Origin of the sequence: Corynebacterium tuberculostearicum (assembly GCF_022347385.1) — a bacterium.
Taxonomy (GTDB): Bacteria; Actinomycetota; Actinomycetes; order Mycobacteriales; family Mycobacteriaceae; genus Corynebacterium; species Corynebacterium tuberculostearicum_M.
In genome coordinates this window covers 209,501-225,055 of record NZ_JAKRDT010000001.1, presented here as the reverse complement: position 1 = coordinate 225,055, position 15,555 = coordinate 209,501, and the positions used below count along the sequence as shown (strand labels likewise).

The 15,555-nt window shown below is 60.5% G+C and carries 11 protein-coding genes; 7 read left to right on the top strand and 4 right to left on the bottom strand.

Annotated features, from left to right (window positions below):
* Window positions 1-89 precede the first annotated feature (89 nt).
* Window positions 90-1,034: a hydrogen peroxide-inducible genes activator gene (locus MHK00_RS01055; RefSeq protein ID WP_250410084.1), complete on the top strand. Its 945-nt coding sequence runs from the start codon at window positions 90-92 to the stop codon at window positions 1,032-1,034.
* A gap of 88 nt (window positions 1,035-1,122) precedes the next feature.
* On the opposite strand, the gene MHK00_RS01050 is transcribed toward MHK00_RS01055, so the two are convergent.
* Complete coding sequence (locus MHK00_RS01050) at window positions 1,123-2,043, bottom strand: hypothetical protein (RefSeq protein ID WP_250410083.1); 921 nt, start codon at window positions 2,041-2,043, stop codon at window positions 1,123-1,125.
* Window positions 2,044-2,148: 105 nt separating this feature from the next.
* Between MHK00_RS01050 and hrpA the strand changes: the two genes are divergently transcribed.
* Window positions 2,149-6,036 carry an ATP-dependent RNA helicase HrpA gene (gene hrpA / locus MHK00_RS01045; RefSeq protein ID WP_250410082.1) on the top strand — a complete coding sequence of 1,296 codons (3,888 nt, stop codon included), beginning with the start codon at window positions 2,149-2,151 and terminating at the stop codon, window positions 6,034-6,036.
* On the opposite strand, the gene nrdR is transcribed toward hrpA, so the two are convergent.
* Complete coding sequence (gene nrdR / locus MHK00_RS01040; RefSeq protein ID WP_005328590.1) at window positions 6,033-6,491, bottom strand: transcriptional regulator NrdR; 459 nt, start codon at window positions 6,489-6,491, stop codon at window positions 6,033-6,035. The genes hrpA and nrdR overlap by 4 nt on opposite strands.
* 730 nt (window positions 6,492-7,221) lie before the next feature.
* Between nrdR and lexA the strand changes: the two genes are divergently transcribed.
* Both lexA and sugR read left to right on the top strand, forming a co-directional pair.
* Entirely contained in the window at window positions 7,222-7,926 is a 705-nt protein-coding gene (lexA, locus tag MHK00_RS01035) for a transcriptional repressor LexA (protein ID WP_005328592.1), read from the top strand.
* A 358-nt stretch (window positions 7,927-8,284) separates the two neighbouring features.
* Window positions 8,285-9,067, top strand: coding sequence for a transcriptional regulator SugR (gene sugR, locus MHK00_RS01030; RefSeq protein WP_005325096.1), 783 nt, complete (start codon window positions 8,285-8,287; stop codon window positions 9,065-9,067).
* Window positions 9,068-9,088: 21 nt separating this feature from the next.
* On the opposite strand, the gene ptsP is transcribed toward sugR, so the two are convergent.
* Window positions 9,089-10,777, bottom strand: coding sequence for a phosphoenolpyruvate--protein phosphotransferase (ptsP, locus tag MHK00_RS01025; protein WP_250410081.1), 1,689 nt, complete (start codon window positions 10,775-10,777; stop codon window positions 9,089-9,091).
* 198 nt (window positions 10,778-10,975) lie between these two features.
* Here ptsP and MHK00_RS01020 point away from each other — a divergent pair, with 198 nt between their 5' ends.
* From MHK00_RS01020 to MHK00_RS01010, 3 genes are read left to right on the top strand one after another with little or no spacing between them, the layout of a single operon-like run.
* Window positions 10,976-11,941 carry a 1-phosphofructokinase family hexose kinase gene (locus MHK00_RS01020; RefSeq protein ID WP_250410080.1) on the top strand — a complete coding sequence of 322 codons (966 nt, stop codon included), beginning with the start codon at window positions 10,976-10,978 and terminating at the stop codon, window positions 11,939-11,941.
* A 13-nt stretch (window positions 11,942-11,954) separates the two neighbouring features.
* Window positions 11,955-14,072, top strand: coding sequence for a PTS fructose transporter subunit IIABC (locus MHK00_RS01015; protein WP_250408389.1), 2,118 nt, complete (start codon window positions 11,955-11,957; stop codon window positions 14,070-14,072).
* A 54-nt stretch (window positions 14,073-14,126) separates the two neighbouring features.
* Entirely contained in the window at window positions 14,127-14,396 is a 270-nt protein-coding gene (locus MHK00_RS01010; protein ID WP_005325102.1) for an HPr family phosphocarrier protein, read from the top strand.
* Between the two features lie 68 nt (window positions 14,397-14,464).
* On the opposite strand, the gene MHK00_RS01005 is transcribed toward MHK00_RS01010, so the two are convergent.
* A complete protein-coding gene (locus MHK00_RS01005; RefSeq protein ID WP_250410079.1) occupies window positions 14,465-15,454 on the bottom strand; it encodes an HNH endonuclease signature motif containing protein in 990 nt (329 codons plus the stop codon).
* Window positions 15,455-15,555: the final 101 nt, after the last annotated feature.

Genomic DNA, 15,555 nt, shown 5'->3' with positions numbered 1-15,555 from the left:
GACCGTGTCCGGCCCAACACGATCAGTTATACCATCTTTTCCGCTCGCGTCAATAGCAAATCCTATAGGTAAGTGTTAGAGTAATAGGCATGCATAATAAAGAGTATCGCCCTACACTTGCTCAGCTGCGTACCTTCGTCACCGTTGCGGAAAACAAGCACTTTGGTACCGCAGCCGCCAAACTCGAAATTTCCCAGCCCTCCCTCTCCCAGGGCCTCGTTGCTCTCGAGCAGGGCTTGGGCTTGCAGCTTATTGAGCGCTCGACCCGCAAGGTCATCGTCACCTCGGCTGGCGAGACCCTCCTCCCCTACGCCAAGGCAACGCTTGAAGCAGCCGATACCTTCCTCGCCCACGCTCGCGGCGCCAACGGCACCCTTGCCGGCCCACTGACGATCGGCGTTATCCCCACCATCGCCCCCTACATCCTCCCCGATCTGCTCTCCATGCTTGCCGAGGCCTACCCGGATCTCCAGCCGCGCTTCGTCGAAGAGCAAACTCAGCACCTCATTACCCGCCTGCGCAATGGCAACTTGGATCTTGCCATCATGGCCCTCCCGTCCGAGGCCACCGGCATGGTCGATAGCCCGCTGTACACGGAGAAATTCTCCATTGTCTGCCCGCCGGATCACCCCATCGCCGGCCGTGAGGATGTCGAGCTTGCGGAGCTCAAGGACCTGGATTTGCTGCTGCTTGACGACGGCCACTGCTTGCGCGACCAAGTAGTCGACCTCTGCCGCCATGCCAATATCAACCCGGCCGAGGCCACCAATTCCGTCACCCGCGCCTCTTCCCTGACCACCATCATGCAGCTGGTCATGGGCGGACTGGGCTGCACCCTCGTCCCCGAATCCGCCCTGGCCACGGAATGCCACGGCAAGGACGTCGCCATCGCCCACTTTGCCTCCGATGTCACCGCCGAACGCGAGGTGGGCCTCGTGTTCCGTTCCTCCGCCGCCCGCGCCGAGGAATTCCGCGAATTCGGCACGCTCATCACCTCCGCCTATAACAAGGCGATTGAGCGCTCCCGGCAGTAGTCTCACCCGGCGGCCCCACACGGGGCGTCGCCAAGCACGCCAAAGGCCACCGCCCCCAATTGGAACGGTGGCCTTTAACTATGGTGCGCTAGACCTGCGGGAGAGTATTGCGCCCCGCGCACTGGCGGTACATATGCGCCTGTGCCAAGAGGGTAACCGGATACGCCACGATGAGGCCGATACCCAATAGCAGGAAGCCACCGATGGCGATAAAAAAGTTCAAAATTGCCAGTAGCAACATTTGACCGTAGTTGTTCTTACCTGCCTGAAAGCCCTTCTTCACGGCGTCACCAACGCTATCGCCGTCGGCCGCGAACCATTGCATCAGCGAGAAGAATGGTTGGATAAAGAAGCTAATCAGCGAAATCACGGCCAAGACACCGAGCATGCCCATGACGGCGGTGAACGCTTCTTCATCGGAAAGCTGCTCGGTATTGCCGGCTAGCTCCTCCGCCGCACCACGCAGAGCGATGAACGAGAAAAGGCCCGCTACAACACCGATGACAATACCGATGACAATCATAATGACTAGTGGCTGCTGCCAGCGCACATTCTTAAACAGGTAGCCCCACCCGGTGCGAGAATCATCAATCTGGAAAAGCGCCAGGCGCATAAGCGCTAGAGTTAACACGATGCCAATCACCCACGAAATGGGCTGCATGATCGTGTAACTAGCGGAGAGATCACCATCGGCACTCGCCGTCGCAGCGCCCACTCCGCCAGAAATGGCGAAAAAGACTACGCCGAGGAAGCCTGCAAGCAACGTTCCCAAAATCCATAGCTTCCAGTTGCTAAAGACAGTCCGAAAAGCCCAAGAAACGGCATCTATGGCCGAAACCTTTCCGGTGTGCTGTGGCTGACCCGCGTGGTAGCCGGCGTAGCCTTGGGCATTGTCCTCGTGGCTCCCACCATACGATGGAAGCTGGCCGTAGTCCGGCCGATCCTCAGGATGGTTGGTCGGCTCATAGCGAGGAAAATCGTCATTTCCACCCGAATACGGGTTCGTCATAGGCGGTGCTCCTCCTTCAGGAATGCACATAGAAAAATGGATAAGTATTTTCACTTTAACAACTTTTCCTCATTTCAGGTGGGCGGGTAAACTCGTTGCCTAGTCATGACTAAGAACGAATCCCCTTCTCGCGACGAGCTCTTCGCCGCACTCGAAAATGTCACTTTGGCCGAGGCCCGCTCCTTCCGCCGCCGCCTCAAGAAGGCTCGCGCCCCTAAGGCGCTGCAAGAAATCGGCGCTGAAATCCATGCCGCGGCCGATCGCGTCGCACTTACCGACGCCGCCGTTCCCACCATCTCTTACCCCGACGCCCTCCCCGTCACCGCCCGCAAGGACGATATCGCCGAGGCAATTCGGGACAACCAGGTCGTCATCATCGCTGGTGAGACCGGTTCTGGTAAGACCACCCAGATCCCGAAGATCTGTCTCGAGCTGGGCCGCGGCCGGCGCGGGTTCATCGGCCATACCCAGCCGCGCCGTATTGCAGCGCGCACCGTGGCTGAACGCATTGCTTCGGAATTGGACCAGAAGATCGGCGAGTCCGTTGGTTACGCCATCCGCTTCGATGACCGCGTCTCTGAGACCACGGCCGTCAAGCTCATGACCGACGGCATCCTGCTCGCCGAGATGCAGCGCGATCGTTTCCTCAATAAGTACGACACCATCATTATCGACGAGGCCCACGAACGCTCGCTCAATATCGACTTCCTCTTGGGCTACTTAAAGCGCCTATTGCCCAAGCGCCCAGACCTCAAGGTGATCATCACCTCCGCTACCATCGACCCAGAAAGCTTTGCCGCCCACTTTGCCGACGCCGACGGCAACCCCGCCCCCATCATCGAGGTCTCCGGGCGCACCTACCCCGTAGAAATCCGCTACCGGCCACTCGAGTTCGAGGCCGGCGGAAAAGTCGTGGACCAAGACCCGCTCGACGGCTTGACCGAGGCCATCGAAGAGCTCATGCGCGAAGGCGACGGCGATATCCTGTGCTTCTTCCCTGGCGAGCGCGATATCCGCGATGCCATGGAAGCCATCGAAGGCAAGAAATGGAAAAACGTCGAGGTCACTCCTCTCTTTGGCCGCCTATCTAACCAAGAGCAGCACCGCGTGTTTAGCGAGCACCGCGGCCGCCGCATCGTCTTGGCCACCAATATCGCCGAAACCTCGCTTACCGTGCCCGGCATCCGCTATGTCGTCGATACCGGCACCGCCCGCATCTCGCGGTACTCCACACGCACCAAGGTCCAGCGGCTGCCCATCGAGCCTATCTCGCAGGCCTCCGCCAACCAGCGCTCCGGCCGCTGCGGCCGTGTTGCCGACGGCATCGCCATCCGCCTCTATAGCGAACAGGACTTTGAAAGCCGTCCCGAATTCACCGACCCAGAGATTCTGCGCACCAACCTCGCCAGCGTCATCTTGCAGATGGTCTCGCTCAAGCTAGGCGACATCGAACAATTCCCCTTCATCCAGCCGCCCGAGCACAAGGCCATCCGCGATGGTCTCACGCTTCTCCACGAGCTCGGCGCCCTCCACGACAAGCAGGACAAGCCCTCGCTGACCACCATCGGCCGCGATCTTGCGCGCATCCCACTGGATCCGCGCATGGCCCGCATGCTCATTGAGGCCAATACCAACGGCTGCCTCGATGATGTCATGGTCATCGTTGCCGCTATGACCATCCAAGATGTGCGCGAGCGCCCCCTCGACTTCCAAGCCCAGGCCGACCAAGCCCACGCCCGCTTCAAGGACAAGACCTCGGATTTCTTGTCCATGCTCAAGCTATGGGATTACATCAAGCAAACCCGCAATGAGCAATCCGGCAATAAGTTCCGCAAGCGCATGAAGCAGGAATTCCTCCACTACATGCGCATCCGCGAGTGGTTTGACTTGGTGCGCCAGCTCAAGGACGTCGCCAAGCAGCTGGGCTGGACCTACCAGGAAGGCACAGAGCGCCGCTCCGATGACATCCACATGTCCCTCCTTTCGGGCCTGCTCTCCAATATCGGCGCCCGCGATGGCAATTCCAAGGAGTTCCAGGGCGCGCGCAACACCCGCTTCCTGGTATTCCCCGGCTCCGCCCTGGCTAAAAAGCCTCCCGAGTTCCTCATGGCTGCCGAGCTGGTGGAAACTTCCCGCCTCTGGGCGCGCGATGTCGCCGCCATCGATCCCGCCTGGGTAGAAAAGCTCGGCGCGGACCTGCTCAAGCACAACTACTCCGAGCCCACCTGGTCCCGCAAGCGCGCCGCCGCCATCGCGCACCAAAAATCCACGCTCTACGGCGTGCCCATCGTGGCCGACCGCACCGTGCCCTACCACCGCGTCGATCCCGCCGCTGCCCGCGATATGTTCATCCGCAACGCCCTTATCGCCGGAGACTGGAACACCCACCACGCCTTCTTCAAGGCCAACGCCCAAGCGCTTGACGACGCCGCCGCATACGAAGAAAAGGCCCGCCGACGCGGCCTCATCGTGGATGAAGACACGCTCTTCGATTTCTATGACCAGCGCATTCCGGCAAAGGTAACCACCGGCCGCCACTTTGACTCGTGGTGGAAAAAGCAGCGCCGCCGCACCCCGGACCTGCTGGATTTCGATCCCGCTAAGCTCATCGATGACTCCCATGATGTCACCGAGGAATCCTTCCCCGACCACTGGCGCAAGGGCTCTATCGATTACGAACTGACCTATAAGTTCGAGCCCGGCGAGCCTCTCGACGGCGTCACCGTAATGGTTCCCATTCCTATGCTCGCCGGCTTGGATTCCGAAGGCTTCGATTGGCTCGTTCCGGGTCTGCGCCTCGAGCTCGTCACCGAGCTCATCCGCAGCCTGCCCAAGGCCCTGCGCCGCACTGTCGTACCCGCGCCCGAATTTGCCGAGCGCGCCATCGACCGCCTCATCCCTTATGAAGGCCCCATCACCCAGCAGCTTGCCGAAATCCTCCGCGAACTCGGCGGCCAAGGAATCAACGCCACCGATTTCCAGCCCAACAAGCTACCCGCCCACCTGCGGATGAACTACGGCGCCATCGATAAGCGCGGCAAAATCGTCGACTCCGACCGCGACCTCGCGGCGCTCGTCCGGAGGCAGGCTGGCCACATCAAGTCCTCCGTATCCCGCGTCTCGCGCACCTCCGAGTCCACCGCCGTCAGCGAATGGACCGACGATACCCTTGGCACGATTGATGACACGGTAACGACCACCGTCGACGGCCACGAAGTCACCGCCTACCCCGCCCTAGTCGCCACAAAGGACGGCGTCGAGCTCAAGGTCCATCCCACCAAGGCCGCCGCAGATGCCGCCATGGTCACGACCACACTCACCCTCCTCATGCGTGAGATATCCGTTAATGCTCCACAAATGGTCAAGGGCTTGCCGTTGCAACAGCGCGTCGCTGTCGATTCCTATCCGCACGGCGGCGCCGACGGCTTGGTTAACGACGCCCGCGTAGCCGCCATCCGCGACTTGATGCTCGAAGCCGGCGGCCCGGTCCGCACCCCCTCGGCGTTCCAGCAGCTCAAGGACACCGTCAAACCCCAGGTCCCAGGACGCGTACGCCAGGCAGTGGTAGCTATTGCCCCCGGACTTGCCGAATACTCCAATCTGCGAGCCGAACTCGCGCATTGGGACGGTCCAGCAATCGATGACATGCGCGCACAATTGGATTTCCTCCTCCCCCGAAATGCCATCACTGTCCATGGAATGTCCCATCTGCGTCATCTCCCGCGATATATCCAAGCCATGCGCATTCGTCTAGAGGACATGAACCTTGACCCGGACCGCGATGCAGACCGCCAAGCCGAGGTAGATAACGCCAAGGCCTACCTATCCAACCGCCTTCGCAACCTCCCGGCCGGCCGCGAAAAGACCCGCGAGGTCAAGGACGTACGCTGGATGATTGAAGAACTTCGAGTATCTCTTTTCGCCCAGCGCCTTGGCACAGCCCACGCCGTTTCACTCCGCCGTATCCAAAAGGCGGTGGACAAACTGCGCTAAAAGTCCTCGCGATCGCGCCTTCGCATCAGCCGAATCTCGGATTCAAAGTCATCTGCGCTTTCAAAGGATTTATACACGGAGGCGAAGCGCAGATAAGCCACTTCATCAAGGTCACGCAGTGGCTCTAGGATGGCCAAACCAATCTCGTTCGCGTTGACCTGCGAGGAGCCATGACTACGCACCGTCTCCTCAACTTCTTGCGCAAGCTTCTTCAGGGCATCGTCGCTTACGTCTCGTCCCTGGCAGGCACGACGGACACCGCGGATCAATTTATCTCTACTGAAGGGCTCGGCCAGACCGTTTCTCTTCACGACAAGCAGCACGGCCTTTTCAACCGTGGTAAAGCGACCCTTGCACGAAGCGCACTCGCGCCGGCGACGAATCGACGCTCCAGCATCGACCACACGCGAGTCAATGACGCGGGATTGCTCATTGTGACAAAAGGGGCAATACACAGTGGTCCTTTCACTGACGTTGATACGCCAGTAGTTTACTCATCTCCAATTCCGTGCGGCCACTGGGCTTCACCCCGCTGTAGCCCCTAGTGCGCTACTGCAGCTTCAACTTGCTGCACACCAGAAGCCGGGGGTTGAGGAGCACTATTTCCTTCAGCGCCCGCAAGTCCCCCTAGCAATGTGCCCACAAAGACCGCGACACCAAACACTGCACCCAATGCGTAGTTACCTGTGTTCGACTCACCCACACTGTTTCGTCCCCTATTCGATCTGTTCCCAGAGCCTCCGGCCGACGTACGGTTCGAACGATAGGTCGTGCGATCTTCCACACGTAGGGTTCGAACATACCGAGAGCTTTCGGTGCCGCGGGCCGCAGAACCGTAGCCGCGCTCCACATCCCACACGGACGCAGAAGGCACCACTACAGGTTCGGAAGCTTTGCGAGTTACCAGGTTATTGCGAGAATTGATCAGCAGAGACATAACTTTCCTTTCGACGACTGAACCCACCGTAGGCGCCTCATGCGACACGTCATGACACCCAGTCGCCATAATGTTCGATTTAGTTGGTACGTTCGATTTATAGCATCGCTTCGAATACTTGTCCACCCCAACACGTAAATCTCGAACATCTGTACTTTTCGTGCTACAAATGACGTGTGGCAACTTTTCAGCGCCGCCAGCTAACAGACCACCGATAAATCCAGCCGATCCCCTCCGAGGAGCCAGCAATGGGCCGCAAGCCAAAGAAGACCACCGAGAAGACCGACTACGCTTCCCTGTCTGACCGCCAGCGACGAATTCTTAACGTCATTAGTGACGCCGTCATGCTGCGTGGTTACCCACCAAGCATCCGCGAAATTGGTGACGCAGCAGGCTTGCAGTCCACCTCCTCTGTTGCCTACCAGCTAAAGCAATTGGAAGAAAAGGGCTTCTTGCGCCGTGACCCAAATAAGCCGCGAGCCGTAGATGTTCGACACCTAAATACCGACGATGGCGCCAAGAAGCCGGGCCGCAAACCGGCTAAGCCCGAACAGCAGGTTCCCGCAGAGGCAGGTGCGGTTTCCTACATTCCTGTGGTTGGCCGAATCGCAGCGGGTGCGCCCATTACCGCGGAAGAAAACGTAGACACTTACTTTCCGATGCCCGATGAGGTAGTCGGTGGCGGCGACCTTTATATGCTGCAAGTGGTCGGCGACTCGATGCAGGATGCCGGCATTCTTGACGGCGACTGGGTAATCATTCGCTCCCAGTCAGTTGCAGAAGAGGGCGAGTTCGTTGCAGCGCTGCTCGATGGTGCTGAAGCTACCGTTAAGGAATTCCACCGCGATTCCTCTGGCGTGTGGTTGCTCCCCCACAACGATGCCTACGCTCCCATCAACGGCGATGATGCGGAGATCATGGGCAAGGTTGTATCCGTATTCCGTAAGCTTTAGTCACCAGCCTGACACAGATTCTATAGCCCCGCGAGGTCCTCGATTGGCCCTTGCGGGGTCTATCTATGTACACCCTTCGTTGAAGCGGCCCGTTTCCTGCCACCCCCATTTGGCTCCATTTCGGACCCGGACACCAAAAGAGACGAAAATCCCACTTTCCCACTTTTCCCTCTGACCAGGTACTTCAGCGCACCGGATATAGAATGCAGCCGTGCAAATTTTTGCTTTAGTCCGTTTATTCCCGATTTTTGAGACAATGGACTAAGCAAAACAACATCGCCGGATTTTCACTTCCGCATAAAGTGGCAACTTTTACCCCCACTACATGACGCGATGTCTCTAGATTCAAGGAGGAATCATGTACGCAGAAGAGCGGCGTCGCCAAATTGCTTCCCTCACCGCCGTTGAAGGCCGCGTCAACGTCACTGAGCTCTCGGAACGCTTCGAAGTTACGGCCGAGACCATCCGCCGCGACCTTGCGGTGCTTGACCGTGAGGGCGTCGTCCATCGCGTGCATGGCGGCGCAGTAGCCTCCCAATCCTTCCAGACCGCGGAGCTTACCCTGGATACCCGCCAGCGGTCCGCCTCCGGCGCAAAAGCGGCTATCGCCCGCGCGGCCCTAGATTTTCTTCCCCAGGGCGGCGGCAGCATTTTCTTGGACGCAGGCACCACCATTAACGCGTTCGCAGAGCTCATTGGACAGCAATACCCACAGGCGCAGTTTAATATTGTCTCCAATAGCCTGCCTATTGCGCTGTCTCTTGCAGGCAATGGCGTGCCTGACGTACAGCTACTTGGCGGTACGGTCCGCGCGATTACCCAAGCCGTCGTTGGCGATACCGCGCTGCGCACCCTGGCTATGATGCGTGCCGACGTCGCCTTTATCGGTACCAATGCCCTTACCCTGGACCATGGCTTGTCGACGGCCGACTCCCAAGAGGCAGCCATCAAATCCGCCTTCGTCACCAATGCCCACAAAGTAGTGGTCATGTGTGACTCCAGCAAGCTGGGCAATGATTACTTGGTAAGTTTCGCCTCTGCCGCCGATATCGACGTCGTCATTACTGACGCTGCTGCCCCCGATTCCTTCGTGGAGGCGCTGCGCGAGCGCGAAATTGAGGTCGTGCTCGCCAGCGAATAATCCCCCGATCCTTCGCCTACTTTAGGCGAAGGACTCCATGCGTTCTACCACTGCGGTACGGGCAGCGTCAGGGCTTTCCGCATCCAGCGCCACCTCGGAAAGCTGCTGGCACTGTTCCAGGGTAACCTCTGCCAGCTGCGCACCGACGCCCGCAACTGCGGTCGACGCTGCGGATAGCGAATTCACACCCAAGCCGGTAAGTACGCAGGCCAGCATCGGGTCGGCTGCCGCCTCACCGCACACGCCTACCGCAACGTTATTGGCCTGGCCCACGATGCAGGTGTGCTGAATGAGCCGCAGCACAGCCGGCTGCCACGGGTCGGTCAGGTAGGCCAGCTGAGGCGACAGGCGGTCCGCGGCCATAGTGTACTGAGTCAGGTCATTAGTGCCGATGGACACGAAATCAAGGTGCGGCATGATTTTATCCGCCATGAGCGCTGCGGCCGGAACCTCAATCATGGCGCCGGCAGTCAGGCCGCGCTCGCGGCACAGGCTAGCAAACCACTGGGCCTCGGTAGAGGTGGCAACCATAGGAGCCATCACCCAAGTAGAGGCTTTGTCATCGCGAGCCTCAGCCGCCTGCGCAATCGCATCCAGCTGGCGGGTCAGCAAAGCCTCATTATCGCGTGCAATACGCAGGCCACGAACACCCAATGCTGGGTTTTCCTCGGAACTTAGCGTGGCATAAGAGATAGGCTTATCGGATCCGGCATCTAGCGTACGCACGACAACCTTTGATTCAGGAAAGGCATTAAAGACCTTGCCGTAAATCTTTGCCTGCTCGTCAACGCTGGGCTCTTCACTGGCCGAGAGGAACGACAGCTCCGTGCGGTACAGACCAATGCCCTCTGCCTGAGAATCCGAAGCAATGCGGGCGGCGTTGCCATCAGCGACGTTGGCAAGCAGCTGCACGCGGTGGCCATCTTTGGTTTCCGCCGGGCCGCGCCACTGAGCAACGCGTGCCGCCCGCTCGCGATACTCGGCCACAGCCTTTCTGGAAGCCTCTTCGTCGGCCCCAAGGGTGACGGCGCCCACTGCGCCATCGACAAATACCAGCGTGCCGCTTTCAATATCGCTCAGCGCGGCACCTACAGCAACGATGCACGGAATATCCAACTGACGGGCGATGATGGCCGTATGGCTGGTAGGTCCACCAAGTTCGGTAACAAGGGCCTTGATGTGCTTGGTATCCAGCGTCGCGGTATCGGCCGGGGCCAAATCGTCCGCGAACAGCACGGCCTCGCCGTCTACGAGCGGCAGGCCCGGCTCGTCCTCGCCGCGCAGCTCTGCGATTACGCGGTCGCGCACGTCCTTCAAGTCAGTGGTGCGCTCGGCCATCACGCCGCCGGCGGCCTCGAACATGGTGACAAACTTATCGGTGGCACCGACAGTAGCGAATTCCGCGTCCCGGCCAGTGCGGATATTCTTGCGCACCGCCTTATGCCAACCACGGTCCTTAACCATGCCGGCCGTTGCCGTCAGAACTTCAGCTGCCTGGCCTTCCGCGGCAGCAGCCCGCTGCTCCAAGCGGCCAGCGACAGTATCTACGGCCGCAAGGAAGCGGTCATATTCAGAATCGCTCGCTTGCTCTGGGTCAATGCTTCCCTCGGTAGGCAGGGCCGGGCGAGGGCGGACCCACACGGCTTCGGCGTAGGCGACTCCGGCAACGACACCGGTTCCTTTGATCGTGGACTCAGACGCGTTTTCCATGAGCGTACTTCCTTCGAAGATAGCGGTTTATTAACTTCCAGAACACCACAAATCGGATAGAAAAGCAATGTATACCACAGAAATTCTGTTGACTTTCGGACACAATCGGACAAGAATCAACATTAAGGGCGGGCCATGCCCGCGAGGTTCTCTCCAACGGCGTTCGGCCCCCAATATACAACCTGCGAAAGGGACAACTTGATTCTCACGCTGACCCCCAATCCCAGTATTGACGCCACCCTTGTGCTCAGCGAGCCATTGACCTCCGGTGATGTCCACCGGGCCAGCGAGGTCACACAGGTTGCTGGCGGCAAGGGTGTAAACGTCACCCATGCCGTGCACTTGGCCGGCGAGCAATCCTTGGCTCTTTTCCCGGCCCACGACTCCGATTCTTTCCTAAATCTCATCCACTCGGCCGGGCTGCCTTCCTCTGCAATCCCCATGGACGGCACGGTTCGCGTCAATACCACCATCACAGAGCCTGATGGCACTACCACCAAGGTCAACGGTCCAGGCCCTGCGCTTTCCGACGCCGATTCCCAAGCCATTACCTCCGAGCTCACCGCCCGCGCCCTTGCCTCCGACTGGGTAGTTCTAGCCGGCTCCCTGCCGCGTGGCGTGGATACCGATTGGTACTGCGACCTCATCTCCGCGGTCCGCGCGGCCGCACCACAGGCTCGCATTGCCGTCGATACGTCAGATGCCCCAATGCAGGCCATTGGCGAGAACCTCAATTCTGCTGCGCCGGATCTCATTAAGCCGAATGGTCTAGAGCTCGGCCAGCTCACCGGAACCGACGGCCGCGAACTGGAAGACCAGGCCGCACGCGGCGAGTACTCGGGGGTTGTTCGGGCGGCCCGGGACGTCGTCAAGCAGGGCATCGCAGAAGTACTCGTCACTCTTGGCGGTGCCGGCGCGGTGCTGGTTACCGCGGATGGCGCTTGGGCTGCAACTCCACCGCCAGCAACGCTGAAATCCACCGTAGGCGCCGGTGACGCCGCGCTCGCCGGATACCTCCTCGGCCGCACCGCCGGCAAGTCGCCGGCCGATAGTCTCGCGCAGTCGGTGGCCTACGGAACTGCGGCTGCATCCAAACAAGGCACCCAATTCCCTCGCCCAGAAGAACTCGATATCGCACATACCCCCGTAAACTCGCTAGCCTAAGGAGTGCCTAATCATGGCTTCCGACCTCATCACTACCGACCTAGTCGCGCTCGACGCCGACTTCGGCGACAGCGTTGACTCCGTCATCACTAACCTGGCCACGCTAGTCCATGACACCGGCCGAGCCACCGACATCGCCGGTTTGGCACAGCCCGCCATCGACCGCGAGGCCAAGGCCGGTACCGGCGTCCCTGGCGGAGTCGCCATTCCGCACTGCCGCTCCGAGGCCGTGACCGAACCTACCCTCGCATTCGCCCGCCTGAGCCGCGGCGTGGATTTTTCCGGCCCCGACGGCGACGCTCAGCTCGTCTTCCTCATCGCGGCCCCGGCCGGCGGCGGCAAAGCCCACTTGAAGATTTTGTCCAAGTTGGCCCGCGCTCTAGTACGCAAGGACTTCCTCGAGTCCCTGCGCAACGCCCCCACCAAGGAGGAAATCGTTCGGCTTGTGCTGGACGTTGTCAATGCCGAAAAGCCGAAGAAGAAGCCAGTCGAAGACCCAGCCGCCCAGGGCGCTGCTGCCGGCACTGCCGCAACCGGTGCCGGTGCCGCCGGCTCCTCCGCCGCCGCGCCCTCGGCCGCAACCCCTGCCAGCGCAGAGCCTTTGGCCGATGTCACCCGCATCGTGGCCATCACCGCCTGCCCCACCGGCATCGCCCACACCTACATGGCGGCCGACGCCCTCACCCAAACCGCGGCCGAGCGTGACGACGTATCTCTGACCGTTGAGACGCAGGGCTCGTCTAATAATGAGTCTGTCTCCCAATCCACAATCGACGCGGCCGATGCAGTCATCTTCGCCACGGACGTCGGCGTGCGCGACCGCGAACGCTTCGCCGGCAAGCCGGTAATCGAATCCGGCGTCAAACGCGCCATCAATGAGCCCGGCACCATGCTCGACGAGGCCATCGCTGCTGCTCGCAACCCGCACGCCCACAAGGTCTCTGGCACCGCTACCCGCGCCGACGCGGAAGAAGAAGGTCAGTCGCTCGGTTGGGGCAAGCGCATCCAACAGGCCATTATGACCGGCGTGTCCTATATGGTCCCGTTCGTTGCGGCCGGCGGCCTGCTGCTCGCCCTCGGCTTCCTTTTCGGTGGTGCCGATATGGCAAATGGGTGGCAGGCACTATCGACGGACTATTCGTTGGGCAATCTCCCCGGCCATGACGTGACTGTTGACGGCGAACTCATGCACTTCGAGCGCTCCGGGTTCTTGCTCTATCTCGGCGCTGTTCTCTTCGCCGTCGGCCAAGCGGCTATGGGCTTTATTGTAGCCGCGCTGTCGGGCTATATCGCCTACGCGCTCGCCGGCCGTCCGGGCATCGCCCCGGGCTTCGCGGGCGGCGCGATCGCGGTCACCTTGGGCGCTGGCTTCATCGGTGGTCTGGTTACCGGTCTGCTGGCAGGCTTCATCGCGATGTGGATTGGCAACTGGAAGGTACCGCGTTGGCTAGGCTCGCTCATGCCGGTTGTTATTATCCCGCTGCTGACCTCTCTAATCGTCGGCCTCGCAATGTACCTGCTGCTGGGTGCACCGTTGGCAGCCATCATGGAGGGCCTGCAAAATTGGCTATCGTCCATGTCCGGTTCTTCGGCTGTATTGCTGGGCATCATTCTCGGCCTGATGATGTGCTTCGACTTGGGCGGCCCAGTCAATAAGGCGGCCTACCTCTTCGCCACGGCCGGGCTGTCTACCGGTGACGAGTCCTCCATGCAGATCATGGCCGCCGTCATGGCGTCCGGCATGGTCGCACCAATTGCGCTGTCGCTGGCTACGTTTATCCGCAAGTCGCTGTTTACCCCGGCCGAGCAGGAGAACGGCAAGTCTGCCTGGCTGCTGGGTCTGTCCTTCGTCTCGGAGGGCGCCATCCCGTTTGCGGCGGCCGATCCGTTCCGCGTCATTCCTTCGATGATGGCCGGCGGCGCGGTGACGGGCGCGATTTCGATGGCTTTGTCGGTCGGTTCCCGTGCCCCGCACGGCGGCGTGTTCGTCTTCTTCGCCATCGACCCGTTCTGGGGCTACCTCGTGGCCATTGCGGCCGGCGTGGTTGTCTCCACTGCGGCGGTGCTGGCGATGAAGCAGTTCTGGCCTAACAAGGCCGCCGAAGAAGCCGCCCAGAACGTGGCAGCATAAACCAAACACTCGTACACTGGATTCTAAAAATCCCCGTAAGAAAGGATATTTTCGATGGCTTCCAAGACTGTAAAGGTTGGCTCCTCTGTAGGCCTGCACGCACGTCCTGCATCTATTATCGCGGACGCTGCCGGCGAGTTCGATGAGGATATCTTCCTCAACCTGGTCGGCGACGATGATGAGGACGAGACCGATGCGGCCTCTTCCCTGATGATCATGGCTCTTGGCGCAGAACAGGGCGATGAGGTTACCGTTACTTCTGAAAACGAAGAAGCAGTGGAAAAGATTGCTGCTCTCATCGAGAAGGACCTGGACGCTTCCTAAGCCCTAAAACGGTTCCACTTTAGGCTCCCCACCCTTGCGGTGGGGAGCTTTTCGCTTTCCGACGCCACCTATCCCCACGGTGGCACCCACCTCACCTGCCCGCGCACCCGGGCTAGCCGGCCTCGGCGCGGCGGGGCGTTGGGGTCATCGTCATTTACGCCGTTGTGATAGGGACAGCAGGTCGCAAGGTTCGCAGCGTTGGTCTCGCCGCCGTGCTTCCAGGCTTTGAGGTGGTGAATCTGACACTTGTCGGCGGGATAATTGCAGCTCTCCCACGGGCATACCGGGTTGACAGCAGCCGCCATCAGCCGCTGCTTGTCGTTGGCCACGCGCGAGGTCCGGTAGAGGTTCACCGGCCCCTCGTGGGGATGGACGAGCGTGACATAGCCGTGATCGCTCAGTGTCCGCGTGACAAGCTCCGCTCCGGTGATTCGAGCGCCATTGGTGAGTTGGAGGGTGATTTCCTCGCCGCCGCCGTCGACTATTCGGTCGAGCTCGTCAAGGGTGAGAACCACCTGCGTCGTCACCGTCGCACGCGTCGCATCCGCCTTGCCAAAGAAGAGGTCTTTGGCAGATTCCAGGGGCTTATTGGCATCCAATGCAGCGTGCATATCCGCCACATCGGCCGAATCCCCGGTAATGGTCAGTGACCATGGGCCGCCGGAGCGGCGGGTAATGCGCACTCCCTTTTCGGGCGCGCGGCGCGGTCGCAGCTCGCGTACCAAAGCGCGGGCACGCTTTTCCAAGGCGGTGGCGCTGCCGCGAAAGGAACACAGTTGGGTGCGTAGGGTCCAGGCATCGCGCTGCGTCGGCAAGCGCAAGGCGTATTTTTCAATCAGCAGTAGCACGTCGAGGGAATGCCTAGTCTGCCGCGCCGCTCGCTGTTTGGCAGCAAAGCCGCACCGGCCGAAATAGGTATCGCATAGACGCAGCAGGTCGCGCGCGGCGATGTCGGAGGCGCCCCGCGCGATGAGCTCGCGATCGCTAAGCCCTTGAACGGCGGCGACAATGTCCATGCCGGCGTTCACTGCGTTTAAGTATGCGTCCAATGCGGTCATGCCGCTAAGTTAAATAGCCCCCACACGCCCACGCGAGCCGCATATCGGCCCGCTGTGGATAACCCGCGTTGGCCCGTCAACAACACTGCCCGCCGCGGGCG

Bases quoted from the DNA above. Each gene is read 5' to 3' on its own strand.
- MHK00_RS01055 (WP_250410084.1), top strand. From the start codon at position 90: ATGCATAATAAAGAGTATCGCCCTACACTTGCTCAGCTGCGTACCTTC.
- MHK00_RS01050 (WP_250410083.1), bottom strand. From the start codon at position 2,043: ATGACGAACCCGTATTCGGGTGGAAATGACGATTTTCCTCGCTATGAG.
- hrpA (WP_250410082.1), top strand. From the start codon at position 2,149: ATGACTAAGAACGAATCCCCTTCTCGCGACGAGCTCTTCGCCGCACTC.
- lexA (WP_005328592.1), top strand. From the start codon at position 7,222: ATGGGCCGCAAGCCAAAGAAGACCACCGAGAAGACCGACTACGCTTCC.
- sugR (WP_005325096.1), top strand. From the start codon at position 8,285: ATGTACGCAGAAGAGCGGCGTCGCCAAATTGCTTCCCTCACCGCCGTT.
- ptsP (WP_250410081.1), bottom strand. From the start codon at position 10,777: ATGGAAAACGCGTCTGAGTCCACGATCAAAGGAACCGGTGTCGTTGCC.
- MHK00_RS01015 (WP_250408389.1), top strand. From the start codon at position 11,955: ATGGCTTCCGACCTCATCACTACCGACCTAGTCGCGCTCGACGCCGAC.
- MHK00_RS01010 (WP_005325102.1), top strand. From the start codon at position 14,127: ATGGCTTCCAAGACTGTAAAGGTTGGCTCCTCTGTAGGCCTGCACGCA.
- MHK00_RS01005 (WP_250410079.1), bottom strand. From the start codon at position 15,454: ATGACCGCATTGGACGCATACTTAAACGCAGTGAACGCCGGCATGGAC.